The following is a 26,166-nucleotide window of genomic DNA, read 5'->3' as shown; positions in this document are numbered from 1 at the left end:
GTAGGGGTACAGTCTATGAAAAACGGCATTGGGCAAAACCTTTTCTGTCAGTATACTAAAAATTAAGAAAGATTGGCATGGACCATTTGCCTGTCATTCTAGTAAATATACATGGGAGTTGAATGATGTGAAACGAATGGCTGCACTAGTATTGAGTATTGCCCTGGTCGTCATGGGAGGAACGTATGCGGACGCCAAGAACAGTATCAAATCTGAAATCACGGACATGATGAACGGAAAGGACGCGACGATCATCATCCGCAACGTGAAGACAGAAAAGGAATTCGTTTACAACAAGGTTAGGAGTGAGCGGCGGTATACACCTGAATCGACGTACAAAGTCCCCCACGCCTTGATTGGATTATCGACGGGTGCTGTCAGGGATGAATATGAGGTGAAACGATGGGACGGAGTAATGAGGGAGTTTCCTGATTGGAACAGAGATCACACGCTTGCATCCGGCATGAGATACTCCGTCATTTGGTATTATCAGGATATGGCACGTGATATCGGGGAAGAGAGAATGCAAGAGAATTTGGATCTGCTGGATTACGGGAATACCGACATCTCAGGTGGCATCGACTCTTTCTGGCTCGACAGCAGTCTGAAAATATCGGCCCGGGAGCAAACCAACTTTTTCGAAGATCTTGTGGAAGAGAGCCTCCCCTATGACAAACAGCACATGAGAACGGTGAAACGGATCATGATCAATGACGAGCAGGATGACTATACCATCCACGGCAAAACCGGCACCCGGCTATCAGACTACGGCCTCGGCTGGTACACAGGTTATGTGGAGACCGACAAGGGAGAGTGGATATTCGCCGTCAATCTGGATGGAAGCGGGACAGAAGCGAAGAACTTGACGTTGGAGGTACTGAAGAAATTGAGTATCATCCCGAAAGAATAAAGGAGAGAGCTTACCCAAGGCGGGTAAGCTTTCTATTTACGTCTGAAAAAAGGATTGAGAAAGATTCCACTTTTTGAAATAATTAGAAAAAAGGAGTGGGGGATTCGATTTATATGATCTATCTTGTGAGCGGCATCTACGACATCCTGAGAGGGGTCGGGATTGTCTTTTTGGTCTTAATCTCCTTTTTGATTTTTACGATTTTAAAAGAGAAAAAATGAGGTGGACACATGATGAAAAGCTTGGTGGGATGGCTGATTTACCTTGTCTTCACGCTGTTCATCTTCATCGTGTTATGGAAAGGGACGGCTTTTTTATGGGAGGCATTCGTGCCGTGGAATTATAAGACCGATTTAGTAGGGTTGCTGGTTGTAATACCAATACTCATCGCTTTGTCATTTATTTTATCAACCCTTGCCTTTCAATACACGAAAGATTCTTGAGGAGGAACATGGATGAAAGCAGACATCATTCCACTCGACCCGCAGTATGCCGAGGAAACGGTGGCCATGTGGCGGGAAAGTAAGGAGCGGGCCATTGGGCAAAAAGAAAAACACAGTGTGGAAAGTCATCTTTATTTTTTAACTGAAATCCTGCCTCGGCAGTTCCAAGTGGATTTGGCTCTCATAAATGGAAAAGTCGTCGGGATGGCGGCATATAATGATTCGGAAATCAGTCAGCTTTATATTCACGTTGATTATCAAGGATTCGGGATTGGTCAGATGCTATTGGATAAAGCGAAGGCGAAGTCTGGCGGTCGCTTGACCCTATATACATTTGAAGTGAATGAGAACGCGCAGAGATTTTATGAAAAGAACGGGTTTGTGGTGATCGGCAGGGGGCGTGAAAATGAGGAAAATCTGACGGATATTCTGTATGAGTGGAGAAGGACATGAGTAAATACTTTGGTCTTCTATCGATTAGTATTCTAATTGTCACATTTCTGATTTTACAGGCTCTTGTCGGGAAACAGATCGGTCATCTCTGGTTGTGGATCATCGCAATCGGATATATCGGTGCTGTTTGTGCATCCTGGTATAGTGCACCGGGATTCTGGAGGAAGGCATCGGCTGTGATTCTGGTGGTGCTTCCGGTTGGGTTTATCCTTGTGATCGGGTTATTTATAGCTGGGTTGATGGGGTCGGGATTCTAATTCATGCAGGAGGGAAGTAATCAGGAATTACTGGCTGCTTCTTTACTTTTAGGGAAGCGTCCCATGTAAAAAATGATTTTCTCTGAAACGATCTGAATGAGGGGTCGTTTTTTTTATGATCAAAGAGATACTGCTAAAATCAAACCTAGGTACATTTGCCTTTCACTAGAAGGAACAAATGAGTTCAATGGAAAAAACAGGATTATCATCAGGGGCTGACGAATATCTTAAAGGAAAACAACTTGGGAGGGGGGAGTGCATGTCTGAAGTGAAAGTATTGCCGGCACCCCATGTATATGCGGTTTGTGCAGATGCTGACATGCCGATTAAAGAGTTCTATAGAGAAGTATTTCAAGATGTCTTCATCTTTTTCCATCCATTTATTAAACCTCTTAGCACAGACTTTGAGCTGTTTTGTCCGGATACCTATCCCGGGAAACGGGAAATTGTGAATACTTGTGAAAAAGTCACGTGGCAGGAGTTTCTGATCCTTTCGGGATTAACGAATATAGCAGAGTTGGATATAGGGCTTAGAAGTATCATTCTTGGACTTAACAAGGCGTATGAAAATAGAACATGGGCCAATCGTATCATCGATATATGCGAGAAGAATAAGATTGTGTTTCCTTCCGAGGGGCTTTTCCCCGACCTCGTCATGGATGATTTATTGCGGGCGATTCAAAAAGAGGGCTATGACTGGATATGGTGCGGAGATGAATTTTGTACAGAAAGAAAGCTTGAGTATATGGACGATGTAATAAACGATGATGGGACCATTCTGCATCGGGAACGACGAAACCTCTTCACACACGATCAGAAAATCCTTGTTACCACTCATTGGGACAGTCATTTTTCCATGTTATGCGGAGAAAGGGAAACCTTAAACCGGATCGTTGAATCAGCTAATCTGGAGGGGTTTTTTTGTAATGACAAGACAGAAATCTATTGGAGTATCAAGAATGGTGCGGGCATATGACGAGCGAAGAACAGAAACGGATTCAAGAACTGTATAGAAAGAAAAAACGCCAGGAATCGTTCAACAAAACCTGGACATGGATTCTCATACTTTGCGTAATCCCGGTGCTCATCCTCCTTGTGACGAGCGCTTTATTCGATCTTGGGGTGCAATTGCCGGAGTTCTTTGGAAGATAGGGGGGTGTTTGAGATAAAACGATTCTGGATTGGGTTAACATGTTTGGTGGTCAGTGCGATTCTTTACGGGGCGACGCTTATAGCGGCAGCCGTTTATTCTGGCATGCTGACGGAAGATGGCGGTCTCGGATGGGACTCTCGGTACGGTGTATTCGGAACTGCGTTGAGGGAGGTTGGGACCTTGCCACTAGTGTTGGCGGTGATAGCAGGAGGCACGGGCATTGTGTTGATAGTATTGGAATTCCGAACGAATATGGCAGAAAGCGATAAGCAGCATAAGGAGATAGGCGGATGAAGAAGCGTTGGTGGGTGGCGGTTCTGATTTTAATGGTGGCAGTGGCAGTGGTTGGTGGGTGCTATGTCTGGCTTAGGATGCATCCTCCCATGGAGGTTGGTGTCGTTGCTAGTAATACGACAGGGACGTCGGTCCTTGTGGAAGTGACCAATCATGGGTGGGAAGATGCGAAAGTGACGGGGGTCACAGTCAATAATGGTGAAACACCGAGTGGAGTGAAGATGCAGGTGAGTAACCTGCTGAGAGGATATACGGTTACCGATGGACCCGATGATCAGCTGCCGGTAGGAATCAGCTTCGAAAATGTAGGGGACGTTAAGATTAAAGCCGGTCCCACTAATGCGGAGCAATTGGCTAGTCTGGATGATGGAACAGCTACAAAGGAAGATATGATCTACGCTGTCAACGTGTTTCATGATGAGAAAGTACATCGAGTGTTAATTGAGTATGAATATTTGGGCATGACGTATCGTGATGCGGTAGAGGTCGATTTTTGATCATGCATGTGCCAGATAAAATCAAGTGTGCCTGTACAACGGAGGTTTTTCGACAGACGGTTCATATAATTCTAAAGGGGATCATATCTCAGAATTCGAGTTCATGTATCAATAAACCTGCCCATAAAGAAGAGAACCAGACCATACATCTAAAACAGGCTCATAAAGTAGCGGGAGACGTTAAGAATCACTCTCGGGTGACTGCAAAAGATCCATTAGTAACATACATGCGCATTATATTACTCATGTTACATGAGTAAAACCCAGGTACGATCAAAGAAAGAGGACTTCACGAAAAGTCCTCATTTTTTTTATATGGCCCGAGCAGCGTCCCTTTTCCCCAACCGCAATGATATCCCGATTGACACAACGGACAGGACAACGATCATCCACACCACGCCCTGCCAATCGAACTGATGATAAAAGCTTCCACTGACGGTACCACCAACGCTTGATCCCGCGTAATAAGCAGAAAGGTAGAGGGCAGAGGCCTGTGCTTTATCATGGAGTGCTAATCGTCCGACCCAGCTGCTGGCGATGGAGTGGCCGGCGAAGAATCCGTATGTGAAGACGGCGATCCCGATGATTTTCACCCAAAGGTTCGGATGCAGAGTTGTCACGACGCCTGCTAACATGATGATAAGCGACAAAGGCAGGATTTTCTTTTTTCCATATTGATCGGAGAGCATTCCCATCCACGTCGAGCTGAAGGTGCCGACGATGTAGACGATGAAGATGAAGCCGACGACGGTCTGGCTGAGGGAGTAGGGCGGTGCGATCAGCTCGAATCCGATGTAATTATAGAGGGAAACGAAACCGCCCATCAAGAGAAAGCCGATCGTGAAGAGGAGTGTGAGTCCCGGAACCTTGAACTGACTGAACAGGGATCCCGCCAGTGATATGAGCTTAAAGTTCTGAGGTTCAAAATGGGCGGACCTAGGAAGCAGGACCATGAAGATAATGCTCGATAATAAACTGATGACGCCGATTCCCATCAGTGCAATATGCCAGCTGAAATAATCGGTCAGGACGCCACTTATGATCCGTCCCGACATCCCTCCGATGGAGTTCCCGCTTATGTATAATCCCATTGCCATCCCAAGGCTCTTCGCTTCGATTTCTTCACCCAAATACGCCATGGCGACGGCGGGCAGTCCTGCAAGCGTTATCCCCTGCAGGATCCGGCCGGCCACGAGCATGTGGAAGCCCGATGCAAATCCCGTACAGATGGCAAGGATGGAAGAGGCCAGTAACGAGAAGGTCATGACGGATTTCCGACCGTACACATCCGATAACGATCCCGCAATCAACAGACTGATCGCCAGGGCAATGGTGGTGGACGATTGACTGAGACTCGATGTGGCGGGGGAGACATGAAACTCCCGGGCGATTTCCGGAAGCAGGGGCTGCGTTCCCCACAGGATCGCGAAGGTGCTGAAGCCTCCCGCAAACAAAGCCAGGTTGGCATGCTTGAAAGCTGATGTTCCCCGCTTGATGTATTCCATATTGCAAGACTCCTTCGTACAATTCGTGTAACTTCATCATACACCTACGTTGAGAGTACTTCTATTAAAAGGCACTACCCACCTAAAAGTATAAATTAAATTACAAAAATGTTAAAAACCCCCAAAATCGTTTATCTTTCCGAACACGAGGTATATAACCAATGTACAATCGTACAACACCATTTTACTAAACTTAAGGAGGATTTGCTTTATGTCTAACAGTAACAACAATAGCAACAACAACGGCAACAAAATGAGTTACGAGGAAGCTGGTCGCAAAGGCGGCGAACAAACAGCTAAGAATCATGACAAAGAATTCTACCAAGAGATTGGTGAAAAAGGTGGAGAAGCCACTTCAGATAATCATGATAAGAAATTTTATCAGGAAATCGGAGCAAAAGGCGGAAGCCAGTCCAGCAACTCAAGCAACAATAACTCAGGTAACTCAAACAGCTCGAATTCAAACAGCAACAAAAACTAAAATCCACGGCCTTGATGATTTCGTTTAAAACCAACTTTACTAAACTTAAGGAGGATTTTATTTATGTCAAACAACAACAATAATAACAATAATAAAAATAGTGGTAACAATAACAACAAAATGAGCTACGAAGAAGCCGGCCGTAAAGGCGGGGAACAAACAGCGAAGAATCATGATAAGGAATTCTACCAGGAGATCGGTGAAAAAGGTGGAGAAGCCACTTCAGATAATCACGATAAGAAATTTTATCAGGAAATCGGAGCGAAGGGCGGGAGTCAGTCCAGTAACTCAAGCAACTCTAGTAATTCCAGCAATTCAAGCAACTCCAGCCGCTCAAACAATTCAAACAACAATAACTAGCACCGGATGGTTTCCGGAAACGAAAGAAGACCTGTCGATCGATAGCGGCGACGGGTCTTTTTTTTGTGGCATTGCATGCTTTTTTTAACGGGTAAGGCTTTTTAAATCATTTATGAGTGATTCTAACCTGGCTAAAGCGGAAAGTATATCCTGATAGGTTTCCACTGTGTCATGTTGTGTGATGACAAACACTTTGGATTCATGGGAATAGGAAACCTTCAAGAGGTCAGTATCATGTTCAGAAAATGAATGGGTGATGTCACATTGGGAATAGGTTTCAAGTGTCCTTAAAATGGTGTACAGCTCATTATTTTCTGACATTATCTACATCTCCTTTCAATAAAGGGAAGACTATTTGTCTGATTTTGGCTTATTTTAACATAAATAAGAGAGGGGGATAAGGGAGAAAAGTCGTGTTTTGCATACAGGTTTATAGCGTAAGGTAAAGAAATGTGTGGTTAAAATGGAAAAGGGAGCATGCCAGCTCCCTTTTCAACTTATTTTAGAAGAAATAAATAAAGAAAAGTCAGTCCCCCGATCAGCAGACCGCTGGATAAAGAAAGCCATTTCCATTTGGTCAGGGGTGCTTCCGTTTTCATCAATACCGTCATTTGCAGGCTGATGGATAAAAAGGCAAGGATTAAGAGCAGGAGGAGAAGCGTTGAACGGTCAAGTTGTTCCTTGCTATATTCAACGAGTGCGTACCCCCCGATGGCTGAACCGATCACCATGATATAAAGGAAGATGAACGCAGTTTTTTTCACACTTATCCCACCTTTCCAAACAGATAGACGAGGGTGAAGATCAAGACCCATACGAGATCGACGAAGTGCCAGTAAAGGGAAAACACCGAAAGTCTCGATGAGGTTTCCCGGCAAACCCCTTTCACCCTAAAATGTATGAGCAGGATCCCCATCCAGATGACGCCTGCCAGGACATGCATGCCATGGGTCCCGACCAACAGATAAAAGGAGGACAAGAATGGACTTGTACCCAGTTCAAATCCTTTTTCATAGTAGTGGATGAACTCCCTTGATTCCATCATCAAAAAGACGCTGCCAAGTAAAAGAGTCAAGAGTAATAGAAGGAAAGTCTTCCTGGTTTCTCCCTTTCCACTCCACCTGACACAGGCATAAATCGTGAAGCTGCTTGAGAGGAGAAGGACCGTCGAGATCATGACACTTTTCAACTCAAGCATCTGGTCGCTGGAAGGACCATCGGATACATGGGATTTAAGCGTGAGAAATACCCCGAAAAGGGAAGCGAAGATGACAACCTCCGCGGCGATAAAGAACCACATGGCGAGCTTCTTGTCCTGCTCTTGTTCGAATTCGAAAGTGTGTTGATTCATTGGGACCCTTTCCTCCTTTCTTCCCGCAGTTCATCTGGCGTATAAGGTGTCCAAGTACGTCCGGCAGTGAAGGAGCGCAGCGTCAGCATTCCGATTACACTGGCAAAACCTAACCATTGCAGTGGAGGAAAACCAAAGATGAAGCCAAAGGAAGAGACAAAAAGGGCACCTGCGAGCATCAGCGGCTGTGCTGTAGGGTTTGATACGTAAATAAGGTCTTCTTCCTCTGCCGTTCGAATGGTTCCATCCCCTTCCTGCTTCTCATACCAAAGCTGGTCGATCGTGGTGACGAGGGGTCGCTGGATGAAATTGCCCAGAGGCGGCGGGGACGGGATCGACCATTCAAGGGTCCGTCCCTCCCACGGATCACCGGTGAGGTCACGCTTTTCATTCCGGTAACTCCAGAAAATGTTCCAAAGAAAGATCATCACGGCGAGAGCCATGAGGAAGGCTCCGATGGTACTGATCAGATTCAATGTTCCTAGACCGTCGCTTTTTAAATAGGTAAACACGCGGCGGGGCATCCCGTTCAATCCCATGAGATGCATCGGGAAGAAGGTAACATGAAAACCGATGGTGAATAACCAGAAATGCCATTTTCCCAATGCTTCATTGAGAAGGAAGCCGAACATTTTCGGCCACCAATAATACACTCCAGCAAAGATACCGAGGACGGTCCCGCCGACGATTACATAGTGAAAGTGACCGACGACGAAATAACTGTCGTGATACTGATAATCGGCAGGTGCCGATGAAAGCATGACACCGGTGGCTCCACCGATGAGGAAGGTAGGGATGAACGCCAGTGAAAACAACATGGCGGTCTTAAACCTGATGACCCCTCCCCGGAGTGTGAAGAGCCAGTTGAATATCTTAATGCCCGTCGGAACTGCAATGGACATGGTGGAAAGGGCAAATATGGCGTTCGATATCGGCCCGAGCCCTACGGTGAACATGTGATGGATCCATACCATGAACCCGAGAAACCCAATCAGGACGAGGGCAAAGACCATGGCAGGATAGGCAAACAGATTACGTCTTGAGAAGGTGGTGATCACATCGGAGAAGATGCCGAACGCAGGTAGTATCAAAATGTATACTTCCGGGTGACCGAAGATCCAGAATAAATGCTGCCATATGATGGGATTTCCCTCTGTCCCCGTCAGAAAAGCTGTCCCATACACCCGGTCCATCGTCATGAGTAACAGGGCGACGGTCAGGGCGGGAAAAGCGAATAAGATCAGGATGGATGTAACAAAAGCGGACCACGTGAATAACGGCATTCTCATAAAAGTGAGCCCTGGAGCCCGTTTCCGTATGATCGTCACCAGGAAGTTAATGGCGGACATGATCGTCCCGGCACCGGCGATCTGGATTCCGATGGCATAATAGTCGAGACCGGGTCCAGGGGTAAACACATCAAGGCTTAAGGGGGCATAGCCCGTCCAGCCTGCAGAAGGGGATCCACCGAGCACGAAGCTGATATTGACCAATGCCCCTCCTACAAGAAACAGCCAAAAGCTCAGCAAGTTGAGGTGGGGAAACGCCAAGTCCCTTGCCCCGATTTGAAGGGGGACGGCGACATTCATCAGCCCGATCAATAACGGCATCGCCACGAAGAATATCATGGTCGTCCCGTGTGTGGTCATCATTTGGTTATATTTTTCACCTTGAAAGACCCAGAACTGATTCTCCGGGAGTGCGAGTTGAATCCTTATGATCAGGGCATCAAGTCCACCGCGAAGGAAGAAGGCCCCTCCTGCCGCAAGATATAAAATGCCGACTTTATGATGGTGAGTGGAGGTTGCCCAGTCCCAGGCCCACTTCCACTTTTTATAACGTGTCAATAAAAACAGTGCAGCCACTGCCATCAGGATTATCGAGATGTCTGCCGCAATGATATCAGAGGGGAATACGAATTCCCGTCCGAAAAGGGTGTACTTGATATCCATATTCTCCACCTCCTATTCTAATTGTGAAAGATACGTACTTAATGCTTCCAGGTCTTCTTCTGTCAGATCAGGAAACGGAGGCATATTGATATCCGGTTTGAAAGAGGACGGATCCTTGATCCATTTCTCCACATTTTCATCCGTGTTCAAAAGGACATTGCCTATCCGCTCCTTATCGGCAAATCCGGCAAGGTTCGGGCCTTTGCTCCTTTCCGCAGGCGAAACGGCATGACAGGTTAAACACTTGGAGATAAATAGTTTCTTTCCTTTTTCAGCTGTCGGATCGAGGGTTTCAGGTTCCTTTTCCTGAGACATTTGATCGGCCCACTTACTGAACTTTTGTTTCCCGACTGCGTGAACCTGGAATCTCATATAGGAATGGGAAGCCCCGCAGAGCTCTGCACATTGTCCTTTGTAGACGCCTTCCTCTGAGGCATTCAACGTCAGGGTATTCGTCTTCCCTGGTATGAGATCTTTTTTTCCACCAAGCCGCGGCATCCAGAAGGAATGGATGACATCTTCGGACCTTAATCGGAACACGACAGGCCGATCCACTGGTATGTATGCTTCATTCGTCAGGGTAATGCCCTGATCGGGATAATGGACCTCCCACCAGTATTGGTGTCCCGTAACCTCGATCGTCAGAGGGTTTTCACTGGTTTCATCCGACTCGGCTAGGGAAAAGGTTCCTTTTAAGGTAGGGACGGCGAGGATCACCAATAAGAGAATCGGAATGACGGTCCACGTGACTTCAAGCTTCCTATTCCCTTTCACATATGAAGGATTGACGTGGCGGCGCTCCGGTGTTTCACGATACTTCCATGTGAAGTACACGAACATGGAAAACACGACAAAAAAGACGAACAACATGATCGCAATGGAAATTTGGAATAAGTTCAATTGAAGTTCGGCCACCGTTCCTTTCGGGTCGAGAACTTTTAAGGAACTGCAGCCGGTGAGGAACAATACGGTGAGCAAGATACCGCAACAAAGACGCTTCATGGAATCCCCCTTTCATCATTTCGCAAGGTCCGTCCCTGGACATAAGACGGTAAGCCTTTCCATACATACCCTACCTCTAAATTCCATCGATTAAACGAAAGATTTAGAAAATAGTGAAGGTGAAGGAGTTTGTATCATGACAGGGAATAAAATCTTTTAATTGGCCAACACTATAACCGAAGGATATACCAGCATTCAAAGCCCTCTTAGATCATCTATGAGGGCGTTTTTTAAAAGGGGATAGTATATGCAAGAACGATATGATCAAATAAGAGAAAAGGCTCTGGAAGTGACACGGGAAAATATCGACTACTGGCTGGAGTATTGTTTTCTGTCTCCTCGCTGGTGGTGTATTCTCACTCTTTTTATCCTGACCTGGGTGGTATTTATCCGTTTAACGAGAAAGGAAACGAATAAGCCTAAACTGCTATTCCTGGGACTGGTATGGATCATCTTCTCGGCAAATCTGGACGGTCTCGGTTTCGACCTTGGATTGTGGGGGTACCCTGGACAACTAATCCCGGTTCTTCCGAAAGCATACTTATTTGACTATGCCTTGATCCCGGTCACTTACATGCTCCTATATAAATACTTTCCTAAAGGAAAAGCATTCTTTTATGCAACCATCATTCTCTCGGCTGGATCCTCTTTTATAAGTGAAATGGTATTTGAATGGTTACAAATATACAAAATATATCACTGGAAATTGTGGTGGTCATTTGTCATCTATTTTCTTTTGTCTTATGTGATAAGAGGAATTGTAGAGTATGTGTTTAGAAAGGAAAGGGAGCAATAAATGGAAGCGGGGATCACCACTTAAGTTCAGCGTGATCTTGATAACCGGGTGAATACGATCAATAATGGAATGAACGGTGTACATAAGCTGACAGGTACTGTTGGCTTTTTTTCTGATTTTTAAATTATTGGAAACCAATACCATCAACCTTGCTATCTAGTAAAACAATCTGTATCGTAAGAAGAAAAGGAGTGATAATGTGAATGTTTCGATTGCAGAAGTAGATTATTTAGAAGTTATGGAATATTCACGGGATCCACTCATTATTCACACCGACTATAAGGTCCTGTTCATAAACCGTGCTGCGGAAGAGTTTTTCAGGAGCACCAAAGAAATCATGGTCGGTGCGAATCCCCTCGATATTTTCCAAGAAAGCTCAAAGGACGGTATCAGCCAGAGAATTCAATCTGCGTATGGAGAGCCTGCAGACGTCATTGAAGAAACGGTTTACCGCATGGATGGGACGAGTGTAGAGGCCGAGTTGTATTGTCATCCTGTGAAAATCGGGAGTACCAAGGCCATTCAAACGTATGTCTGGGATATCTCTAAACGGAGAGAAGTGGAAAAGAATCAGCATGACATGAACGAGGAAATCAATGAATTATCAGCGACCCTTGTTCCGTTAATGGATGATGTGGCCGTGCTTCCACTGAGAGGGAAAATAGGTCAAGAGAAAGTCATGACCCTCCTGGAATTAATCCCTGGTAAAGTAAAGGAACAAAACATCAATCGCTTAATCATTGATTTCTCCGGTGTGTATACCCTTGATCGCATGGTTATCGATTATCTTTTCAAGATTACCAACGTTTTATCTCTGCTCGGTGTACGTTCCATCATATCAGGAGTAAGACCGGAATTAGCCGTTGAAGCGATCGAGGTGGGAATCGATTTATCCACGATTCCAACAGTGGCTACCGTGAAAGAGGCCTTGGCGCAAATAGGCATGATCTTACAAGAACAGAATTAATCATAGGAAAAGCCCCCAACGATTACTCCATTGGGGGCTCGGAACTGTGTTCCTTAATTGGTTTGATCTGCAAGTTTCACTAACACATGAGCCATATGCTCACGCTCTTCCTTATTGGCGACATGCCACATTTCATTCAGCACCTTCTGCTCACGGTTACGTGGTTCCTCATGCTCGGCTAAATAATCGGCCACGCGCTTAGCCCCCTTCGAAAGAGCTTCCTCTCCGAGACCCAGCTTTTCACCCTTCTGAACCTGATTACCCAAATAATCCTTGAACGAATCGAAATGCTGCAGAATATCTTCCTTTTTGTCTTCATTCATTTTTGCCGCTGCTTGTTTAGGATCGTGTGCGATAATGAATTCCTCCTTTTGTTGGTTGTAGTAGTGTGTTTCCCTTTTAAAAAGAGGTTAAACAGGTGAGAGCATATTGGAGTCCCACTTCAAGAAAATATTGGAAAAGTTCTTCTTTTGGTGTAAAATTACACTAAATATTAGCGGGAAGTGGGTGAGTCGAATTGAAGAAGGTTCTTTATTCTTTGGTGGGTGCACTGCTTATGTGTATTTGTATATTCAATTTTACTGACATCCTCAGCAATACAATTTCGTGGAAAACCATCCTAATGGCCGGTTTTTTATCCCTAATTGTAAACGGTCTTTTCATCAGGGGATGGCGTCATGAAGGGGTTTTTTTTAAAAGCAGACTGTATCCGAGTGCGCTCTATCAGGTCTTTTTTATGGTCGTGGTTGGATGCGTTATCATCTCAGTCTCTGAAAAATCATATATCCTGGATGCCTGGGATGGAATGTCTCCCTACGTGACGCTTTTACTGGTTTCCTTCGTTCATGGATGCGTACTGTTGTTGATGGTGAAGGGGAATAAAAAGCTACTATAGTTGATGATTGAGAAAAATCACATTATATGGTAAAGTTTTATTGTGAAATAATTCACAATATCTTTATGGAGGTCGACACGGTGACTAAATTCAAAGCGGCACTTTATACCTCCCTGATCCTTTCAACGTTCATGATGGTCATAAGCATAACGGACGGAGGGCTCTGGATCTTTCCGATTGTTCTGATCTATGCGTTGGCCGGAAACGTTGCGTATGGAATCCCTGTGTCCCTGCTGTCTGATTGGCTGACGAAAAAGATGTGGAAAGGGCGGTTGATGACCGCAGGATTTGTCCATGCTTTATTTGGCGGTCTTACATACTTAGTGATCGAGGGGTTTGCATGGTTCGCTGTCATCTGTGCGGTGATCTTTTTCTTCATAGATGAATGGTTGAAAAGGAAGCATGAGTATGGTGTCGATTTTGATAACAAGCGGTTTTATCTGAAATTAGGAAGCGTCGTGATTGTTTTAGCTATCGTGATTGTAGCTGTAAATTGGATACCCGGTAATGACAGAGAAGAAGGAATAAAGTCTAAGTACCTCATCCCAAAAGGATATGAGGGGACGATTGTCGTTTTCTATGGCGTTACGGGTCGGCCAGCCCTTGAAAAAGAGGGCGGGTTTGCTGTCGTTCCTGTCGAGATAGAAAGTCTGCCTACACTCATGAGGACGGATATCGAACGATACGGAACTTACAGGACGGCCACAAAGGATCAAGTCCTTCAGATTAGTCAAAATCAATATTTCTATGTAGATGAAGAAGGGAACCGGGTTCGGATGGAAGAGGATTGCATTTACCATAGCGGAGGAGGGAACGTTACTCGTTCTGACGGGGAAGAGATGATGTATGATGAATTCCAGGTGACGAATTCTGTCTGCGGCGAAGACTTTACACTGCATGGAAATGAACGATACTCAGCCCAGGGAAGGGAAATCGGAAAATACTACGAAGAGCAGGGGAAGCTTGACTGAATGAGTCGGGCTTCTTTTTTTAGGGGATTGAGTTTGCATTGAGTATTTGAAATAATTGGTAGAGATGAAGTTTAGGAGGTTTACCATGGAAAATCGACCATTTAGATCAGCTCTCGATGCATTTTTACTAGCATGGGAGAATTCATCACTCACAGAATTAGAGACATTCATTTCCGCTGACTACCAAGGGAGGGAAGTCAGGGATGTAGAAATCGAGGCATTCGGATATGAGGAGTCGGTAGAAGGCTGGAAACAGGGATTTGCCTACGTGAAAGAGCAACAGGCAGAATGGGAAATCCGTGAAGTGTCGGTCATTCCTCTGAAAGAGGATGAAACGATGGCCATCCTCTTTGCCACCATCATACTGGACGGAGGACCGATGGACACCGGAAACATGTTCTTCAACACCTTTAAGAAACGAGAAGAAGGTTGGAAATTAGTAAGGAGTTATATTGAGACTGGTGTTGGGGGAGGTTCTTGAGGGACGGACCTCAAAATCGGTCTCTGAGAGTTGGGGAATGGGGAGATTTGAGGTCCGTCCCTCAATGTTTTTTTCTGAGAGAAATGGATAAATGAAAGAATAATGGTTTATAAGGAGTACATAAGATGGGGTCAAATCGCGGTGTTGAAACTGAAAAGAAAGTAGTCTTTACTGTTTTGGGTCTCTTTGCTGTTTGTGTGATTGGATTTGGGATCTATGCAGTCTATTGGGCATTTTATGATATGAACAGGCTGCCGGAAGGTGAGTTTCTGACAGAAGAAGCATCTCCTGATGGGAAATACACGATGCGGGCATATGTCACGAATGGGGGAGCAACGACTTCCTATGGGGTTAGAGGAGAATTGGTTGATAACGAAAAAGAGAACAAGACGAAAAATATTTATTGGAACTATCGGGAAGAGACGGCCGAGATTTCGTGGACGGATAAGGATACGGTCGTGATCAATGGAGTAACGCTGAACGTTCCTGGTGAAGAATTTGATTTCCGGCATCAATGAAGATGATCTGGGCCACTTTTTCCCTGTGAAAAATGATATCGAAATCATTGATATAACAGGGGTTTCCCCATGTCAACGTGGGGTTGCGGGTTTGTGCAACGATCCCGTTCTTTACGTTTGAAAGATGATGGGCAACAATGAAACTATCAACAACGAAAGGTGACTGATGGAATGGTCTTCGGTGAGAAGTTAAAGAGGGAGAGAACCAATAAAGGGTGGTCCCAGGGTGAATTGGCAGAGCAATTGTTTGTCAGCAGACAATCGGTTTCGAAATGGGAGAACGGTCAGAATTATCCGAGTATCGAAATCATTATCCGATTGAGCGACTTGTTCGGCGTTACGATCGATGAATTATTGAGGAGTGATGAAGAGTTGACGGAGAAGGTCATTCAAGACAGTAAGCAACTTGCTTATCCGAGGGTTAAATTTATGTTCGACGTGTTGTTTTTAATAGGTTTCATATTACTTGTCATCAAATTGATCGTCCTGGGGGTGAATCACTTCACCCCGATGGATGCGACTTTATATGGCGGTTCATTTTTGTGGAATTTCGGCCCACTGATTCTTATGCTTGGAGGGGGATTCGGTTCTGGTGTGGTTAAGGATAAGTATAGGGAGGAGTAGGGGAGATTCATATTAATAATAAGATCATCAACTAAAAGGGGCATAATAGCCTCTTTTTTTTACGCCAAGAAGTTTGAGTTCCACGTCCAGGTTTGGAATAATGAATAGTGAGAAAATTCATTGGGGAAACAAGGAGGCCAACATGAAAACAGTCATAGCATTCAGCGGTGGAAAGGATTCCACTCTGGCATTATATAAAATACAGCAAAATCCTGAGTACGAGGTGGATTCACTACTCGTGACACTGACGGAAGGCTTCGACCGGGTATCGATTCACGGAGTCCGGTATGAGATGTTGAAACGGCAGTCGAAATCTCTCGGGATTCCGCTGCGTGAGGTATGGATACCCCAGGATTGCCCGAATGAAGTGTATCAGGATCGGATGGGGAAAGCGGTCTCCGGAATGCTGGAGGACGAGGTTACGCATATGGTCTTCGGGGATATTCACCTGGAGGATGTACGGGCGTATCGGGAGAAGATGCTTGAAGGGACAGGTATTACACCGATTTTTCCGTTGTGGGGTCGGGATGTTGGAGAACTGGGTCGTGAATTTATCGATCGTGGATTCAAAACTGTGCTCACCTGTATCGACATGGATCAGCTGGACCGTTCGTTTGCGGGGAAAGTATATGACGAGGATTTTCTAAATGATTATCCAGAGAACTGCGATATCTGCGGGGAGAATGGGGAATTCCATACGTTTGTATTTGAAGGTCCGAACTTTGGGTTTCCGCTCCGGTACGAGCTTGGGGAGGAAAGAGTGACTGCAGACGCGGTGACGGGTCGGGACCGCTTTTTGTTTCGGGATGTTGTTCCGAAGTGAGTCGGACATGGGAATCGCTGATATATTCCTAGATTCGCTGATATAAAGGGAGTTTCGCTGATATATTGAAAATATCGCTGATAAGTGTCTCCTGAGAGCCCTTTTCACCAAAAAGTATATTTCTAGTAAGGACGTGTTCACATGAAACTACACCACATCACCATAAAAGGGGACGGACCTCTTAACGAAGATGCATTGATCTTCAATGAGCAACAGTCCCTATTCGGCGTCGCCGACGGGGTATCTTCCCTCGTTCCGTTCGCCTCAAATGGGAATCTGACAGGAGGCTACATCGCTTCCCATGCGGTGAAGGATGCATTGGAAGCAATAGATTCGGGGGAACAGTCACTTTATGGGGCATTGACTCGGATCAATGAACATTTACATATGAAAATGACAGAATACCAAATCGACAGTAATCGGAAAGAGGAGCTGTGGGGGACGGCCGTTGCAGCAGTCCGCGTTCAGGATAACGGGATCGAGTTCATCCAGACCGGGGATTGTATGATCCTTGCCGTCTATGAGAGCGGCGAGGTCCGTCCCTTGACGAGGCTGCAGGTAGAACATCTGGAAGAGACGGCGGTTGAACTGTGGAGGGAGTGCATCCGACGGGGGTTCAGGACGAGGGATGAAATCATGCCCCATGTGAAGGAGCAACTGATTGCGAACAGGCAGCTGAGTAATGCGGAAGGGGGATATGGAGTCCTGAACGGGGAGGCTGAAGCGGTCGGGTATTTCGAATACGGCAAGATCAACAAAGTCGGGCTGACGCATCTGATCCTCTTGACCGACGGACTATTCCTTCCGGCGGAATCGATACCAGAGGGAGAATCGTATTGGGAATTCATAGCGTGCAGTATTCTTGAAAAAGGTATAGGGGAATATGCTGCCGACCTGATCGACCTTGAAGAATCAGACCCCGAATGCATCACCTACCCACGATTCAAAAAGAGCGACGACAAAGCTGGCATTGTATTGAGCTTTTGGGAAGAAACTTGAGAGAGGGACGGACCTCCATTCGAGGATATGCCACATGGCTGAGGGAAGTTAGAGGGACGGACCTCTAAACTCGTTCAAAGGAATCACAATTCAAGACAAAAAGAGGTCCGTCCCTCAAAAAGGAACGGACCTCTTAATCTCTTTAGTTCCGAATCAGGTAGTCAAATGCGCCGAGTGAGGCGGTGGCTCCTGATCCCATTGAGATGATGATTTGGTTGTAGGCGTTGTCTGTGCAGTCACCTGCGGCGAATACGCCAGGGACGTTGGTGGCACCATGTTTGTCCACGATGATTTCACCGAATTTCGTACGTTCGACAAGGTCGCCGAGCCAGTCTGTGTTTGGAACTAGACCGATTTGGACGAATACACCCTGTAGTTCGACATGATTCTCTTCAAGAGTTTCACGGTCCTTATAGGTAATTCCGTTCACCTTATCGGTACCTGTGATCTCTTGCGTTTGTGCGTTGGTGATCACGGTCACGTTCGGCAGGCTGAAAAGACGTTTCTGCAGCACGTCGTCGGCTTTTAGTTCAGAGTTGAACTCAAGTACCGTGACATGCTTGACGATTCCTGCGAGGTCGATGGCTGCTTCGATACCGGAGTTTCCTCCGCCGATGACAGCGACATCTTTGCCTTCGAACAGTGGTCCGTCACAGTGAGGGCAGTATGCCACTCCTTTGTTTTTGAACTCCTGTTCACCAGGAACGTTGATATTGCGCCAGCGTGCACCTGTCGAGATGATCAGGCTTTTACTCTTCAGGACTGCGCCGTTTTCAAGCTCTAGCTCCACAAGATCTTTCTTCTCGAGGCGTTTTGCGCGTTGAAGGTTCAAGACTTCAATGCCGTAATCCTTCACGTGCTCTTCAAGACTCGCCACAAGCTTCGGACCTTCCGTTTGCTTCACGCTGATGAAGTTCTCGATGCTCATCGTATCAAGCACCTGACCTCCGAAGCGTTCAGCGACGATTCCTGTTCGGATCCCTTTACGGGCAGCGTAGATCGCCGCACTGGATCCAGCAGGTCCGCCACCGACGACAAGGACGTCATACGGGTCTTTATCTGAAAGCTCATCCGCACCGGGACCTTCCACGATTTTTGAAAGAATTTCTTCGAGAGTCGTGCGGCCACCGTTGAAGAATTCTGCATTCAGATAAACAGCGGGAACAGCCATGACGTTCTTGCGTTCCACTTCTTCCTTGAAGGCAGCTCCGTCGATCATGGTGTGTGTGATGTTCGGGTTCAGGACACTCATGATGTTCAGTGCCTGTACGACATCAGGACAGTTGTGACAGCTTAGGCTGACATACGTCTCGAAGTGGTGTTCACCTTTGACGCTCTTGATCTGGTCAATGACGCTTTGATCCACTTTTGGCGCTCTGCCGCTCACTTGAAGGAGGGCAAGAACCAGGGAAGTGAATTCATGTCCAAGAGGGATCCCGGCAAAAGTAATACCGGTCTCCTCACCAGGACGATTCACGCTGAAGCTTGGTGTTCTTGTCAGTTCTGCTTTTTCCACTGAGATGCGGGATGACATGGAAGAGAGCTCCTCTACAAGAGCGAGCATCTCCTTCGACGTGTCATCGTCACCTGCACTGACTTTCAGGACGATGTCGCCTTCCATCATCTGCAGGTATTGTTCTAATTGTGCTTTAATATCTGCTTCGAGCATGTTCAGCACTCCTTATAATTTACCAACTAAGTCAAGGCTTGGCTTAAGTGTTTCAGAACCTTCCTGCCATTTAGCCGGGCAAACTTCGCCTGGGTTGTTGCGCACATATTGTGCCGCCTTGATTTTGCTTACTAGAATATCTGCGTCACGGCCGATTCCGCCAGCGTTGATTTCAACTGCCTGGATGACGCCATCCGGATTGATGATGAATGTTCCGCGGTCAGCAAGACCATCTTCTTCATTTAATACATCGAATCCGCGAGTGATGCGTTGTGACGGGTCACCGATCATGGCGTATTTGATTTTACCGATTTTTTCAGAGCTGTCGTGCCAGCCTTTATGTGTAAAGTGCGTGTCCGTAGAAACAGAATATACTTCTACGCCAAGCTCTTTAAGTGTATCGTAGTTATTTTGAAGGTCTTCAAGTTCTGTCGGGCATACAAATGTGAAGTCTGCAGGGTAGAAGCAGAAAATGCTCCATTGACCTTTCAGGCTTTCGTCTGTAACAGTGATGAACTCACCGTCTTTGAATGCTTCTGCTTTAAATGGTACGACTTGTGAACCGATTAATGACATAGTGTAAATTCCTCCTAAGTATGTGGTTGATTGAGAATCATTAACAGATTGTAATAATTCTAATTCGATATTCATTATTATATAAATGCGTTTTTTTGTCAAGGGAAAAGCTTCTGTTTTAGGAAAGGGGGATTTTATGTTCAAAAATGCAATGATATTGGTGCTCTTGCTCGCTCTGTTTCCTATACAGGTAAATGCTGAGACATCTGCGGTGATGCAAGATAGAAGTGCAGGTGGTTTCCATTATAAATTAATTACTGAAGGTCGTGCGATAACGTGGGAAATTGGTCATGAGAACCATAAGAGGACGTTCCAGGAAAGCAATGAGAACGAAGAAACACTGGAGAGTTTTCGGGAAGCTGTGAATGAAGTAGCAGGTCACCGTTTCACGCTGATTATATCGGCCGGATATTTTGTTATTGTCTGTATTACAACAATGATTACTTATAAAAAAAGAAAACATCTTCCTAGGTCAGTCGGGATGGTTATTACCTGTTTGGCCGGTCTTGGGCTTTATTTTGCATTGACAAATTATATTGATATGGAGGCTGCGCTGCAGGATGCTGGGTATTATTATGGATCACTGCTGGTGGATTGAGGCTATTTGGTGTAGATAATTCCCCCCAAAACTGCGATCCCATTTCCCCTATCAACATATCAAGATTTAACGATTTAGGCATATGCAGACCCCTTTTTATTATAAGGTAAGTATACCTATTTAAAAAAATTAATAATCCGGTTGCAAAATGACATTCGTGTCGATATACTAGAAGTAACAAAACGACACAAGTGTCATTTTAAAAAGGGGCGATTCAAATGGGGAATTCTTTACGGAAAAACAAACCGTTCATTACGTTGATGACGGCGCAGGCGATTTCAGGGCTCGGTGATTGGTTGAGCATTGTGGCAATCATTACGCTGGTTGGGTTAAAATGGGAAGCAACACCGATGCAGATGTCGCTGATCATCTTGAGTCTCGCACTGCCGATGGCATTACTCGGTCCAATCACGGGAACGATTGCCGACCGGATGGAGCGGAAGACGCTGATGGTCTTTTCCGATGTGGTGAGGGGTGTGCTGATTCTGCTCCTGACCGTGGCGACGAATGTGTGGATGGTGTACGGGTGTTTGTTCCTGACGGGAATCTTCTCCTCGGTGTTCATTCCGGCGAAAAATGGAAAGCTGAAGGAGCTTGTGGCAGATGAGAACATTAAGGGGGCCATGTCCCTTTCATCCACCATCGATTCAGGCACGAAGGTCATCGGGCCCCTCGTGAGCGGGATCCTCGTTTCCCTGATCGGAACGTACAACGTCTTTTATCTGGACTCTGCTACGTTCATCCTATCGGCGATCCTCATTTTCTTCCTGCCGAAAGCCGTCAAGGAAGTTGAAGTAGAGAAGAGGGACGGACCTTCATTCAAGGAAGAAATCAAGGTCGGATTCACGTTCATTAAGAAAAGTAGTTTCTTATTATATGGATTGTTTTTACTTGGTGTCAGTTTATTGATACTCCAACTATCGGATTCTCAGCTAATCGTCCTGCTGAGGGAACTGTCGGATGTATCGCCAGACCTGTTCGGTTATTTGGTAACGAGCGCCGGTATCGGGATGCTGCTTACGGGGATTTACCTTTCTAAGAAAACCGATTACAATGCATTCGTTTATATGTGTTTTGGAGTGCTGGGAATTGGCGCAGGCTTCGGTCCGATGGCGATCCTCACTCATTATGACCTGAGTTTGTCGATCATCTGGGTACCACTACTTGGACTGATCGCAGGTGCCTCGGCCGGATTCGTCTTCATTCCTTTCCAGGCAGCGACCCAGGAAAAAACACCGGTTCACATGACAGGAAGGGTCTTCGGGGTCGTCAACAGTACGACAACGACGGCGACGATCATCGGGCCGTTGGCGGGGGGAGCCCTGGCCACGGTCATTGGGATCATCCCTTCCTTTATCGTAACGAGTTCATTATTGATCGTCTTATTCATCATTTCAATCGCAGTTAAGAATAAAGTAGAGGAGGAGCCAGATGTCACCGAAAGTCAGCCAGGAACACAAGGAGCAACGCCGCTCTAACTTATTGAAAGCAGCACGGGAAGTCTTCAGCGAGCACGGCTATGAAAATACGACCATGAAGCACGTCATGGAACGGGCCGGTGTAAGCAGGGGAGGACTATATCAATATTTTGAAAATAAAGAAGATCTCTTTGAAGCCTTGATTGAAGATGAGCTGATGGAGGCTGTCGAAGGATCTATTCAGGAGATGAGGAAGCAGCAGGGTTCTTATTGGGATGTCCTGCTCATGAGTTTCCTCGGGAAAAGTAAGCAGGCAACCAATGGCATGGATGCCCTGGCACCTTCCAAGCTTGAATATTTCATTACGGGACGCAACGATGAAAGAAGGAAGGAACACGCCAGGAAACGATTCCTTCAGGCGTATCAAATGACCGTCAACATCATCGAAGAAGGAGTCAAGGCAGGGGAGTTTTCCCCTAGGTTTGAACCTGAAGTCATTGCCAAGGCAATCATCTCCCATATCGATGGGATGGCGATGGACCATGCGATTCTGGACTCTGAGACGATTCAGTTGAAGGAGCAGACGGAGTGGTTGATGGGTTATGTTAGATGGGGATTGGGTGTGGAGGAGTAGAGGAGATATGCAGTGTGAAATGTGGGGTCGCTGATATCATTCCTTTTCGTTGAGAACGGATACGGAGACCCCATAGGAAGCGGAATTCGCTTTAGAATATGCCTTAACCTTCAAGCAGGCCGGTCGTCGGTCTGTTTTTTCTTGCCAATTAAACATGTATCCAATCTGAATGTATAGCCAATAATAATGGCAACAAGCATCAGGAGGTTACAGGATGACCAATGCATTCGAAGCGATTTCCGCTATCATAAAGAATTTTGTAGATGAAGCGCCGAAGCCGCCTCTCCATGTCGGTGAAGTGATGGATCTTTGGACCGCATTCACGGCATTTCACGAAGCCCACGCCCTTTATCAAGTAGGACTGAACACCACGACGGACAAAGATCTGCAACATGTTCTGGAGACCGCCTTGAACGGAAGCATGCTGGACACGAAAAAGATAGAGAAGTTCCTTTTAAAAGAAGGAGTGCCTCTGCCCCTGGTCAATCCTAGAAAACCACTGTCAGAGCAAGGCGCCGTGCCGGAAGGGGTCAAGCTGACGGATGATGAGATCGCCAATCTCATCTCAGCCAAAGTGGCAGCGTCCATCACCTATTGCGCACAGGCAATGTCAAAGACCGTTCGGACCGATGTCGGACTGATGTTCTTTTCCATTCAAATCAACTTGATGAAATTCGCTGCGCCGTTAAAGAATTTGATGATATCAAGGGGCTGGCTCCGGGTTCCGCCTAAGTATAATCCCCCTGGCTCACCGTGAAGTTTCTTTTGTGTATGATAAACGTTTTATATCCCGCCAAAAAAGAGAAGAGAAACAGGACTTGAGCCTGTTTCTCTTCTTTTACAGTCTAAGCGCGGACAGAACCTATCTTAAATAATTCATACCACTCTTGAAGATCTTCCCCTTCGTATATCTTCAATTCTTCTAAAATGTTTTTTGCAAACTCGATTGCCCCTGTTCCGTTTGCCGTAATCAGTCCTTCGTCTCGCACCGATTGTTGATTTATGTAGTGCTCCTCGCCGCGGTAATCCGGTGCCCCTTCCTTTAAAAAAGGAAGCGAATTTCCTGTATGCTTATGGTGATCAAGGAATCCGTGCATCCCGAGGAATGTCGTGGCATCACAAATGGCGGCGACTGTGATGTTTTTTTCAAAACAGTCTTTCACAAGCTTCTTAGCCTGCTGATTCTTCTCTTCACGCCAGGTTGTTCCGCCGGGCATGATCAACATGCTGAACGTTTCTGGAAGGTCGTCCATGCTGTAATCCGGAAGTACCGTCAGTCCTCCCATGGAAACCTTGGGGTCCTTATCGATCGCAACCGTCTGAACCTGATAATCTGTCCACGACTTATTCAACTCCGCCGTCACATAACTTGCTTCCCAATCGGCAAACCCATCTGTCAAAAATACCAACACTTTTTTCATATGCATCCCCTCCTTGTTACATTTTACCATATGGGTGTTGAAGGTTTCGGGTTTTTCGTTAAAATTACTGATAGTATGGAGATTTCACTTCCGAGGCCAGGAATAACACTTGAAAACGCATACCCAAGCCCCCATCAGCACAACCTTAGGACATATGTCCTTTCACAAAATCACAACCTCCTATTTAATAGAACAAAGAATAGGAGGATGAACGATGAAAGGTGCTATTTTTGCCCTCTTCGGGGGTCTTTGCATCACAATGCAGGGAATCTTCAATGCTCGGATGAGTGACGCGATCGGCGGATGGCATACGACATCGATGGTCCACCTGGTGGCGTTTGCGATTTCGATGACGATATATATGAAAACGAGGGATGGAAAAGGGAAGAGCTTCAGGCAGGTGCCGTTTCTATATTTGATCGGAGGCACCTTCGGGGTGATCGTCGTGTTCTCGGAATTGACGGCGATCCATACCATCGGACCGGCAGCGGCGATTGCCATCCTGCTTGTGGCACAGATCGGAACGGCCTTCCTCATAGAATCGAAAGGTTGGTTCGGTGAAAAGAAAATCCCGGTTACAAGGCGGCAGGTGGTCGGACTCACGATGATGCTAGCAGGAGTCATTCTGTTTCAACTGTAGAAAGGAGTGGGATGATGAAAGAAATTCAAGGTGCAAAGCCAGACCTGTATATCACTAGATTCGAGCTGGATGATTTATTTCCGGCCGATTTCAGAAACGATATCAAAACCTACTCTTTTGAAAAAGGGGATGTCCTTTTTTCAACGGGGGAAGAACTCGGCGAACTGTATTTCCTTATGGAAGGGAAGATCAAGATCTTCACCCATACGCCGGAAGGGAAGCTCCTGATCAACCGGTTCAAGCGGCCACTTGCCCTGATCGGGGATGTGGAATATTCGAAGGGCACAGCGGTGCTCAATTCGGTGGAAGCCGTCACCGACGGGGTGTTCTTGTCGGTCTGTTTCGAGGATCTCTCAAGGCTCGAGAAGGAGAATCCGGCAATCATGCGCTTCCTGTTTGATACCGTGGCTCACAAGTTCTACACCGAATCCCATATCACGAGTATGCACATGCTGTACCCCGTCGAAGTGCGCCTGGCGAGCTATTTGCTGTCCATCTCGGAAGCGGGGGAAGGGACCATGTTCCATCAGGAAATGCATACATCGAACCTAATGGAACTCGCCGAATGGATCGGCACGAGCTACCGCCATCTGAACAGGGTACTGAAGAAGATGGCGACGGATGAACTCATTGAACGGGTCAACGGATCCATCACCATCAAGGATCTTGAAAAACTCAGCATCCTAGCGAAGGGAAACATCTATGAATAAGGAGGATCTCACATGTTCGGAATCGGATTAGCCATCGTGGCAGGAATCCTGATCAGTTTACAAAACGTATTCAATGCACGGGTCAGTGAAAAAACCGGTCCATGGGCCACGACGAGTCTCGTTCTCGGCCTCGGTCTCGTCTGTTCATTGCCGGTCTTTTATACAATGGAAGATAAAAGTCTTTTTGATTTCAGCGGCGTTAATCCCGTGTTTCTTTTCAGCGGAGTGTTCGGCGTCGGGATCGTGTTTTTCCTGATGAGGGGAGTCACGTTGATTGGCCCGGCATATGCGATCTCCATCGCGCTTATTTCGCAGATCACGATTGCTTTCATCGTCAACACGGGAGGCTGGTTCGGGTTTGAACCGTCTTCATTATCCTGGGAGAAGCTGCTTGGGATCGGGTTGTTGATCGGTGGAGTGCTGGTGTATAAGTTGGAGACGCGGACGGAGAAACCAGAGGAAGAAGTACGGAAGAGTATCGGGGCGTGATGCCCGGTCAAATAGGAAAAACGCCTGTTCCTTGCGGGGAACAGGCGTTTTTTTAATGACGGTAGTAGTATATAAATGAGTAGAATTGACCTTAGTACATTTGGATACTTGTAATGCGGCCTTCGTAATCTTTAATAAAAGACCAGCAAAAGAAAAATAACCGGAGATTTTCCGGTTACATTTCGTATGGAGGTTGTCTTAGGGGTGAATAAGGGAAGTAATTCCGCTTATATCTAAAAAGATAACCAATATTTTTATTTCTTGAGTAAATAGGCGGAA

At 46.2% G+C, this 26,166-nt stretch carries 35 protein-coding genes; 25 read left to right on the top strand and 10 right to left on the bottom strand.

Features of this window, described 5'->3' with window-relative positions; all coding sequences use genetic code 11:
* Positions 1-127: 127 nt before the first annotated feature.
* The 8 genes from blaOXA to NQ095_RS12865 all read left to right on the top strand — a co-directional run bounded on the left by blaOXA (position 128) and on the right by NQ095_RS12865 (position 4,007).
* Positions 128-910, top strand: a complete 783-nt coding sequence (blaOXA, locus tag NQ095_RS12900) for a class D beta-lactamase (protein ID WP_375162838.1) — start codon at positions 128-130, stop codon at positions 908-910.
* Between the two features lie 230 nt (positions 911-1,140).
* Positions 1,141-1,353: a hypothetical protein gene (locus tag NQ095_RS12895; RefSeq protein WP_258263876.1), complete on the top strand. Its 213-nt coding sequence runs from the start codon at positions 1,141-1,143 to the stop codon at positions 1,351-1,353.
* A 12-nt stretch (positions 1,354-1,365) separates the two neighbouring features.
* Positions 1,366-1,806, top strand: a complete 441-nt coding sequence (locus NQ095_RS12890) for a GNAT family N-acetyltransferase (RefSeq protein WP_258263875.1) — start codon at positions 1,366-1,368, stop codon at positions 1,804-1,806.
* Complete coding sequence (locus NQ095_RS12885; protein ID WP_258263874.1) at positions 1,803-2,063, top strand: hypothetical protein; 261 nt, start codon at positions 1,803-1,805, stop codon at positions 2,061-2,063. Before NQ095_RS12890 ends, NQ095_RS12885 begins: the two co-directional genes overlap by 4 nt.
* A gap of 259 nt (positions 2,064-2,322) precedes the next feature.
* Positions 2,323-3,039, top strand: a complete 717-nt coding sequence (locus NQ095_RS12880; protein WP_258263873.1) for a DUF2711 domain-containing protein — start codon at positions 2,323-2,325, stop codon at positions 3,037-3,039.
* A complete protein-coding gene (locus NQ095_RS12875) occupies positions 3,036-3,215 on the top strand; it encodes a hypothetical protein (RefSeq protein WP_258263872.1) in 180 nt (59 codons plus the stop codon). Before NQ095_RS12880 ends, NQ095_RS12875 begins: the two co-directional genes overlap by 4 nt.
* A gap of 4 nt (positions 3,216-3,219) precedes the next feature.
* Positions 3,220-3,510: a phosphatase gene (locus NQ095_RS12870; protein WP_258263871.1), complete on the top strand. Its 291-nt coding sequence runs from the start codon at positions 3,220-3,222 to the stop codon at positions 3,508-3,510.
* Positions 3,507-4,007 carry a hypothetical protein gene (locus NQ095_RS12865; protein ID WP_258263870.1) on the top strand — a complete coding sequence of 167 codons (501 nt, stop codon included), beginning with the start codon at positions 3,507-3,509 and terminating at the stop codon, positions 4,005-4,007. Before NQ095_RS12870 ends, NQ095_RS12865 begins: the two co-directional genes overlap by 4 nt.
* A 311-nt stretch (positions 4,008-4,318) precedes the next feature.
* On the opposite strand, the gene NQ095_RS12860 is transcribed toward NQ095_RS12865, so the two are convergent.
* The gene (locus tag NQ095_RS12860; protein WP_258263869.1) at positions 4,319-5,512 is read right to left on the bottom strand and encodes an MFS transporter; all 1,194 of its coding nucleotides are present in this window, start codon (positions 5,510-5,512) and stop codon (positions 4,319-4,321) included.
* A 211-nt stretch (positions 5,513-5,723) separates the two neighbouring features.
* Here NQ095_RS12860 and NQ095_RS12855 point away from each other — a divergent pair, with 211 nt between their 5' ends.
* Both NQ095_RS12855 and NQ095_RS12850 read left to right on the top strand, forming a co-directional pair.
* A complete protein-coding gene (locus NQ095_RS12855) occupies positions 5,724-5,993 on the top strand; it encodes a KGG domain-containing protein (RefSeq protein WP_483880575.1) in 270 nt (89 codons plus the stop codon).
* A 63-nt stretch (positions 5,994-6,056) separates the two neighbouring features.
* Complete coding sequence (locus NQ095_RS12850) at positions 6,057-6,353, top strand: general stress protein (protein ID WP_309137641.1); 297 nt, start codon at positions 6,057-6,059, stop codon at positions 6,351-6,353.
* Between the two features lie 84 nt (positions 6,354-6,437).
* Here the strand turns inward: NQ095_RS12850 and NQ095_RS12845 are convergent, their stop codons facing one another.
* The 5 genes from NQ095_RS12845 to coxB all read right to left on the bottom strand — a co-directional run bounded on the left by NQ095_RS12845 (position 6,438) and on the right by coxB (position 10,658).
* Positions 6,438-6,674, bottom strand: a complete 237-nt coding sequence (locus NQ095_RS12845; protein ID WP_258263868.1) for a hypothetical protein — start codon at positions 6,672-6,674, stop codon at positions 6,438-6,440.
* Between the two features lie 176 nt (positions 6,675-6,850).
* Positions 6,851-7,117, bottom strand: a complete 267-nt coding sequence (locus tag NQ095_RS12840) for a hypothetical protein (RefSeq protein ID WP_258263867.1) — start codon at positions 7,115-7,117, stop codon at positions 6,851-6,853.
* A gap of 2 nt (positions 7,118-7,119) precedes the next feature.
* On the bottom strand, positions 7,120-7,704 hold the full coding sequence (locus NQ095_RS12835) for a cytochrome c oxidase subunit 3 (RefSeq protein ID WP_258263866.1): 585 nt from the start codon (positions 7,702-7,704) through the stop codon (positions 7,120-7,122).
* Positions 7,701-9,575, bottom strand: coding sequence for a cytochrome c oxidase subunit I (locus NQ095_RS12830; RefSeq protein ID WP_258264049.1), 1,875 nt, complete (start codon positions 9,573-9,575; stop codon positions 7,701-7,703). Before NQ095_RS12830 ends, NQ095_RS12835 begins: the two co-directional genes overlap by 4 nt.
* Before the next feature lie 93 nt (positions 9,576-9,668).
* Complete coding sequence (gene coxB, locus NQ095_RS12825) at positions 9,669-10,658, bottom strand: cytochrome c oxidase subunit II (protein WP_258263865.1); 990 nt, start codon at positions 10,656-10,658, stop codon at positions 9,669-9,671.
* 247 nt (positions 10,659-10,905) lie between these two features.
* On the opposite strand from coxB, the gene NQ095_RS12820 reads away from it, so the two are divergent.
* Together NQ095_RS12820 and NQ095_RS12815 are read left to right on the top strand one after the other, a co-directional pair.
* The gene (locus tag NQ095_RS12820; protein WP_258263864.1) at positions 10,906-11,454 is read left to right on the top strand and encodes a CBO0543 family protein; all 549 of its coding nucleotides are present in this window, start codon (positions 10,906-10,908) and stop codon (positions 11,452-11,454) included.
* Between the two features lie 199 nt (positions 11,455-11,653).
* The gene (locus NQ095_RS12815; protein WP_258263863.1) at positions 11,654-12,421 is read left to right on the top strand and encodes a PAS domain S-box protein; all 768 of its coding nucleotides are present in this window, start codon (positions 11,654-11,656) and stop codon (positions 12,419-12,421) included.
* A gap of 53 nt (positions 12,422-12,474) precedes the next feature.
* Here NQ095_RS12815 and NQ095_RS12810 read toward each other — a convergent pair whose 3' ends face one another.
* Entirely contained in the window at positions 12,475-12,744 is a 270-nt protein-coding gene (locus NQ095_RS12810) for a DUF3243 domain-containing protein (protein WP_061809084.1), read from the bottom strand.
* 652 nt (positions 12,745-13,396) lie between these two features.
* Here NQ095_RS12810 and NQ095_RS12805 point away from each other — a divergent pair.
* The 6 genes from NQ095_RS12805 to NQ095_RS12780 all read left to right on the top strand — a co-directional run bounded on the left by NQ095_RS12805 (position 13,397) and on the right by NQ095_RS12780 (position 17,732).
* The gene (locus NQ095_RS12805) at positions 13,397-14,287 is read left to right on the top strand and encodes a DUF6843 domain-containing protein (RefSeq protein WP_258263862.1); all 891 of its coding nucleotides are present in this window, start codon (positions 13,397-13,399) and stop codon (positions 14,285-14,287) included.
* An 85-nt stretch (positions 14,288-14,372) separates the two neighbouring features.
* Complete coding sequence (locus NQ095_RS12800) at positions 14,373-14,768, top strand: nuclear transport factor 2 family protein (protein WP_258263861.1); 396 nt, start codon at positions 14,373-14,375, stop codon at positions 14,766-14,768.
* 125 nt (positions 14,769-14,893) lie between these two features.
* Positions 14,894-15,286 (top strand): DUF5412 domain-containing protein, encoded by a 393-nt coding sequence (locus NQ095_RS12795; RefSeq protein WP_258263860.1) that lies wholly within the window; start codon positions 14,894-14,896, stop codon positions 15,284-15,286.
* 171 nt (positions 15,287-15,457) lie between these two features.
* Positions 15,458-15,910 (top strand): helix-turn-helix domain-containing protein, encoded by a 453-nt coding sequence (locus NQ095_RS12790; protein ID WP_258263859.1) that lies wholly within the window; start codon positions 15,458-15,460, stop codon positions 15,908-15,910.
* 142 nt (positions 15,911-16,052) lie between these two features.
* Complete coding sequence (locus NQ095_RS12785; RefSeq protein ID WP_258263858.1) at positions 16,053-16,733, top strand: Dph6-related ATP pyrophosphatase; 681 nt, start codon at positions 16,053-16,055, stop codon at positions 16,731-16,733.
* A 141-nt stretch (positions 16,734-16,874) separates the two neighbouring features.
* Entirely contained in the window at positions 16,875-17,732 is an 858-nt protein-coding gene (locus NQ095_RS12780; protein WP_258263857.1) for a protein phosphatase 2C domain-containing protein, read from the top strand.
* A gap of 142 nt (positions 17,733-17,874) precedes the next feature.
* Here the strand turns inward: NQ095_RS12780 and ahpF are convergent, their stop codons facing one another.
* Together ahpF and ahpC are read right to left on the bottom strand one after the other, a co-directional pair.
* The gene (gene ahpF, locus NQ095_RS12775) at positions 17,875-19,401 is read right to left on the bottom strand and encodes an alkyl hydroperoxide reductase subunit F (RefSeq protein WP_258263856.1); all 1,527 of its coding nucleotides are present in this window, start codon (positions 19,399-19,401) and stop codon (positions 17,875-17,877) included.
* Positions 19,402-19,413: 12 nt separating this feature from the next.
* Entirely contained in the window at positions 19,414-19,977 is a 564-nt protein-coding gene (gene ahpC, locus NQ095_RS12770; protein WP_258264048.1) for an alkyl hydroperoxide reductase subunit C, read from the bottom strand.
* 136 nt (positions 19,978-20,113) lie between these two features.
* Between ahpC and NQ095_RS12765 the strand changes: the two genes are divergently transcribed.
* From NQ095_RS12765 to NQ095_RS12750, 4 genes are all read left to right on the top strand, one after another.
* Positions 20,114-20,575, top strand: coding sequence for a hypothetical protein (locus NQ095_RS12765; RefSeq protein WP_258263854.1), 462 nt, complete (start codon positions 20,114-20,116; stop codon positions 20,573-20,575).
* A 218-nt stretch (positions 20,576-20,793) separates the two neighbouring features.
* Positions 20,794-22,053 carry an MFS transporter gene (locus tag NQ095_RS12760; RefSeq protein WP_258263853.1) on the top strand — a complete coding sequence of 420 codons (1,260 nt, stop codon included), beginning with the start codon at positions 20,794-20,796 and terminating at the stop codon, positions 22,051-22,053.
* Positions 22,007-22,627 (top strand): TetR/AcrR family transcriptional regulator, encoded by a 621-nt coding sequence (locus NQ095_RS12755; protein WP_258263852.1) that lies wholly within the window; start codon positions 22,007-22,009, stop codon positions 22,625-22,627. The genes NQ095_RS12760 and NQ095_RS12755 overlap by 47 nt, the downstream gene beginning before the upstream one ends.
* A 214-nt stretch (positions 22,628-22,841) precedes the next feature.
* Positions 22,842-23,384: a DUF3231 family protein gene (locus NQ095_RS12750; protein WP_258263851.1), complete on the top strand. Its 543-nt coding sequence runs from the start codon at positions 22,842-22,844 to the stop codon at positions 23,382-23,384.
* Between the two features lie 88 nt (positions 23,385-23,472).
* On the opposite strand, the gene NQ095_RS12745 is transcribed toward NQ095_RS12750, so the two are convergent.
* Positions 23,473-24,048: a type 1 glutamine amidotransferase family protein gene (locus NQ095_RS12745; RefSeq protein ID WP_258263850.1), complete on the bottom strand. Its 576-nt coding sequence runs from the start codon at positions 24,046-24,048 to the stop codon at positions 23,473-23,475.
* 214 nt (positions 24,049-24,262) lie between these two features.
* Here NQ095_RS12745 and NQ095_RS12740 point away from each other — a divergent pair, with 214 nt between their 5' ends.
* From NQ095_RS12740 to NQ095_RS12730, 3 genes are read left to right on the top strand one after another with little or no spacing between them, the layout of a single operon-like run.
* Complete coding sequence (locus tag NQ095_RS12740) at positions 24,263-24,688, top strand: DMT family transporter (protein ID WP_258263849.1); 426 nt, start codon at positions 24,263-24,265, stop codon at positions 24,686-24,688.
* Between the two features lie 11 nt (positions 24,689-24,699).
* Entirely contained in the window at positions 24,700-25,398 is a 699-nt protein-coding gene (locus tag NQ095_RS12735; protein WP_258263848.1) for a Crp/Fnr family transcriptional regulator, read from the top strand.
* A 12-nt stretch (positions 25,399-25,410) separates the two neighbouring features.
* Positions 25,411-25,887 (top strand): DMT family transporter, encoded by a 477-nt coding sequence (locus NQ095_RS12730; RefSeq protein ID WP_258263847.1) that lies wholly within the window; start codon positions 25,411-25,413, stop codon positions 25,885-25,887.
* Positions 25,888-26,166: the final 279 nt, after the last annotated feature.

It is taken from the genome of Rossellomorea sp. SC111, from assembly GCF_024733565.1.
Lineage (GTDB): Bacteria > Bacillota > Bacilli > Bacillales > Bacillaceae_B > Rossellomorea.
Note: the sequence above shows the minus strand (reverse complement) of the source record. Positions and strands in the feature narration are given on the sequence as shown.

Bases quoted from the DNA above. Each gene is read 5' to 3' on its own strand.
- NQ095_RS12895 (WP_258263876.1), top strand. From the start codon at position 1,141: ATGATGAAAAGCTTGGTGGGATGGCTGATTTACCTTGTCTTCACGCTG.
- NQ095_RS12890 (WP_258263875.1), top strand. From the start codon at position 1,366: ATGAAAGCAGACATCATTCCACTCGACCCGCAGTATGCCGAGGAAACG.
- NQ095_RS12885 (WP_258263874.1), top strand. From the start codon at position 1,803: ATGAGTAAATACTTTGGTCTTCTATCGATTAGTATTCTAATTGTCACA.
- NQ095_RS12880 (WP_258263873.1), top strand. From the start codon at position 2,323: ATGTCTGAAGTGAAAGTATTGCCGGCACCCCATGTATATGCGGTTTGT.
- NQ095_RS12875 (WP_258263872.1), top strand. From the start codon at position 3,036: ATGACGAGCGAAGAACAGAAACGGATTCAAGAACTGTATAGAAAGAAA.
- NQ095_RS12865 (WP_258263870.1), top strand. From the start codon at position 3,507: ATGAAGAAGCGTTGGTGGGTGGCGGTTCTGATTTTAATGGTGGCAGTG.
- NQ095_RS12860 (WP_258263869.1), bottom strand. From the start codon at position 5,512: ATGGAATACATCAAGCGGGGAACATCAGCTTTCAAGCATGCCAACCTG.
- NQ095_RS12855 (WP_483880575.1), top strand. From the start codon at position 5,724: ATGTCTAACAGTAACAACAATAGCAACAACAACGGCAACAAAATGAGT.
- NQ095_RS12850 (WP_309137641.1), top strand. From the start codon at position 6,057: ATGTCAAACAACAACAATAATAACAATAATAAAAATAGTGGTAACAAT.
- NQ095_RS12845 (WP_258263868.1), bottom strand. From the start codon at position 6,674: ATGTCAGAAAATAATGAGCTGTACACCATTTTAAGGACACTTGAAACC.
- NQ095_RS12835 (WP_258263866.1), bottom strand. From the start codon at position 7,704: ATGAATCAACACACTTTCGAATTCGAACAAGAGCAGGACAAGAAGCTC.
- NQ095_RS12830 (WP_258264049.1), bottom strand. From the start codon at position 9,575: ATGGCAGTGGCTGCACTGTTTTTATTGACACGTTATAAAAAGTGGAAG.
- coxB (WP_258263865.1), bottom strand. From the start codon at position 10,658: ATGAAGCGTCTTTGTTGCGGTATCTTGCTCACCGTATTGTTCCTCACC.
- NQ095_RS12820 (WP_258263864.1), top strand. From the start codon at position 10,906: ATGCAAGAACGATATGATCAAATAAGAGAAAAGGCTCTGGAAGTGACA.
- NQ095_RS12810 (WP_061809084.1), bottom strand. From the start codon at position 12,744: ATGAATGAAGACAAAAAGGAAGATATTCTGCAGCATTTCGATTCGTTC.
- NQ095_RS12800 (WP_258263861.1), top strand. From the start codon at position 14,373: ATGGAAAATCGACCATTTAGATCAGCTCTCGATGCATTTTTACTAGCA.
- NQ095_RS12795 (WP_258263860.1), top strand. From the start codon at position 14,894: ATGGGGTCAAATCGCGGTGTTGAAACTGAAAAGAAAGTAGTCTTTACT.
- NQ095_RS12790 (WP_258263859.1), top strand. From the start codon at position 15,458: ATGGTCTTCGGTGAGAAGTTAAAGAGGGAGAGAACCAATAAAGGGTGG.
- NQ095_RS12785 (WP_258263858.1), top strand. From the start codon at position 16,053: ATGAAAACAGTCATAGCATTCAGCGGTGGAAAGGATTCCACTCTGGCA.
- NQ095_RS12780 (WP_258263857.1), top strand. From the start codon at position 16,875: ATGAAACTACACCACATCACCATAAAAGGGGACGGACCTCTTAACGAA.
- ahpF (WP_258263856.1), bottom strand. From the start codon at position 19,401: ATGCTCGAAGCAGATATTAAAGCACAATTAGAACAATACCTGCAGATG.
- ahpC (WP_258264048.1), bottom strand. From the start codon at position 19,977: ATGTCATTAATCGGTTCACAAGTCGTACCATTTAAAGCAGAAGCATTC.
- NQ095_RS12765 (WP_258263854.1), top strand. From the start codon at position 20,114: ATGTTCAAAAATGCAATGATATTGGTGCTCTTGCTCGCTCTGTTTCCT.
- NQ095_RS12760 (WP_258263853.1), top strand. From the start codon at position 20,794: ATGGGGAATTCTTTACGGAAAAACAAACCGTTCATTACGTTGATGACG.
- NQ095_RS12755 (WP_258263852.1), top strand. From the start codon at position 22,007: ATGTCACCGAAAGTCAGCCAGGAACACAAGGAGCAACGCCGCTCTAAC.
- NQ095_RS12750 (WP_258263851.1), top strand. From the start codon at position 22,842: ATGACCAATGCATTCGAAGCGATTTCCGCTATCATAAAGAATTTTGTA.
- NQ095_RS12745 (WP_258263850.1), bottom strand. From the start codon at position 24,048: ATGAAAAAAGTGTTGGTATTTTTGACAGATGGGTTTGCCGATTGGGAA.
- NQ095_RS12740 (WP_258263849.1), top strand. From the start codon at position 24,263: ATGAAAGGTGCTATTTTTGCCCTCTTCGGGGGTCTTTGCATCACAATG.
- NQ095_RS12735 (WP_258263848.1), top strand. From the start codon at position 24,700: ATGATGAAAGAAATTCAAGGTGCAAAGCCAGACCTGTATATCACTAGA.
- NQ095_RS12730 (WP_258263847.1), top strand. From the start codon at position 25,411: ATGTTCGGAATCGGATTAGCCATCGTGGCAGGAATCCTGATCAGTTTA.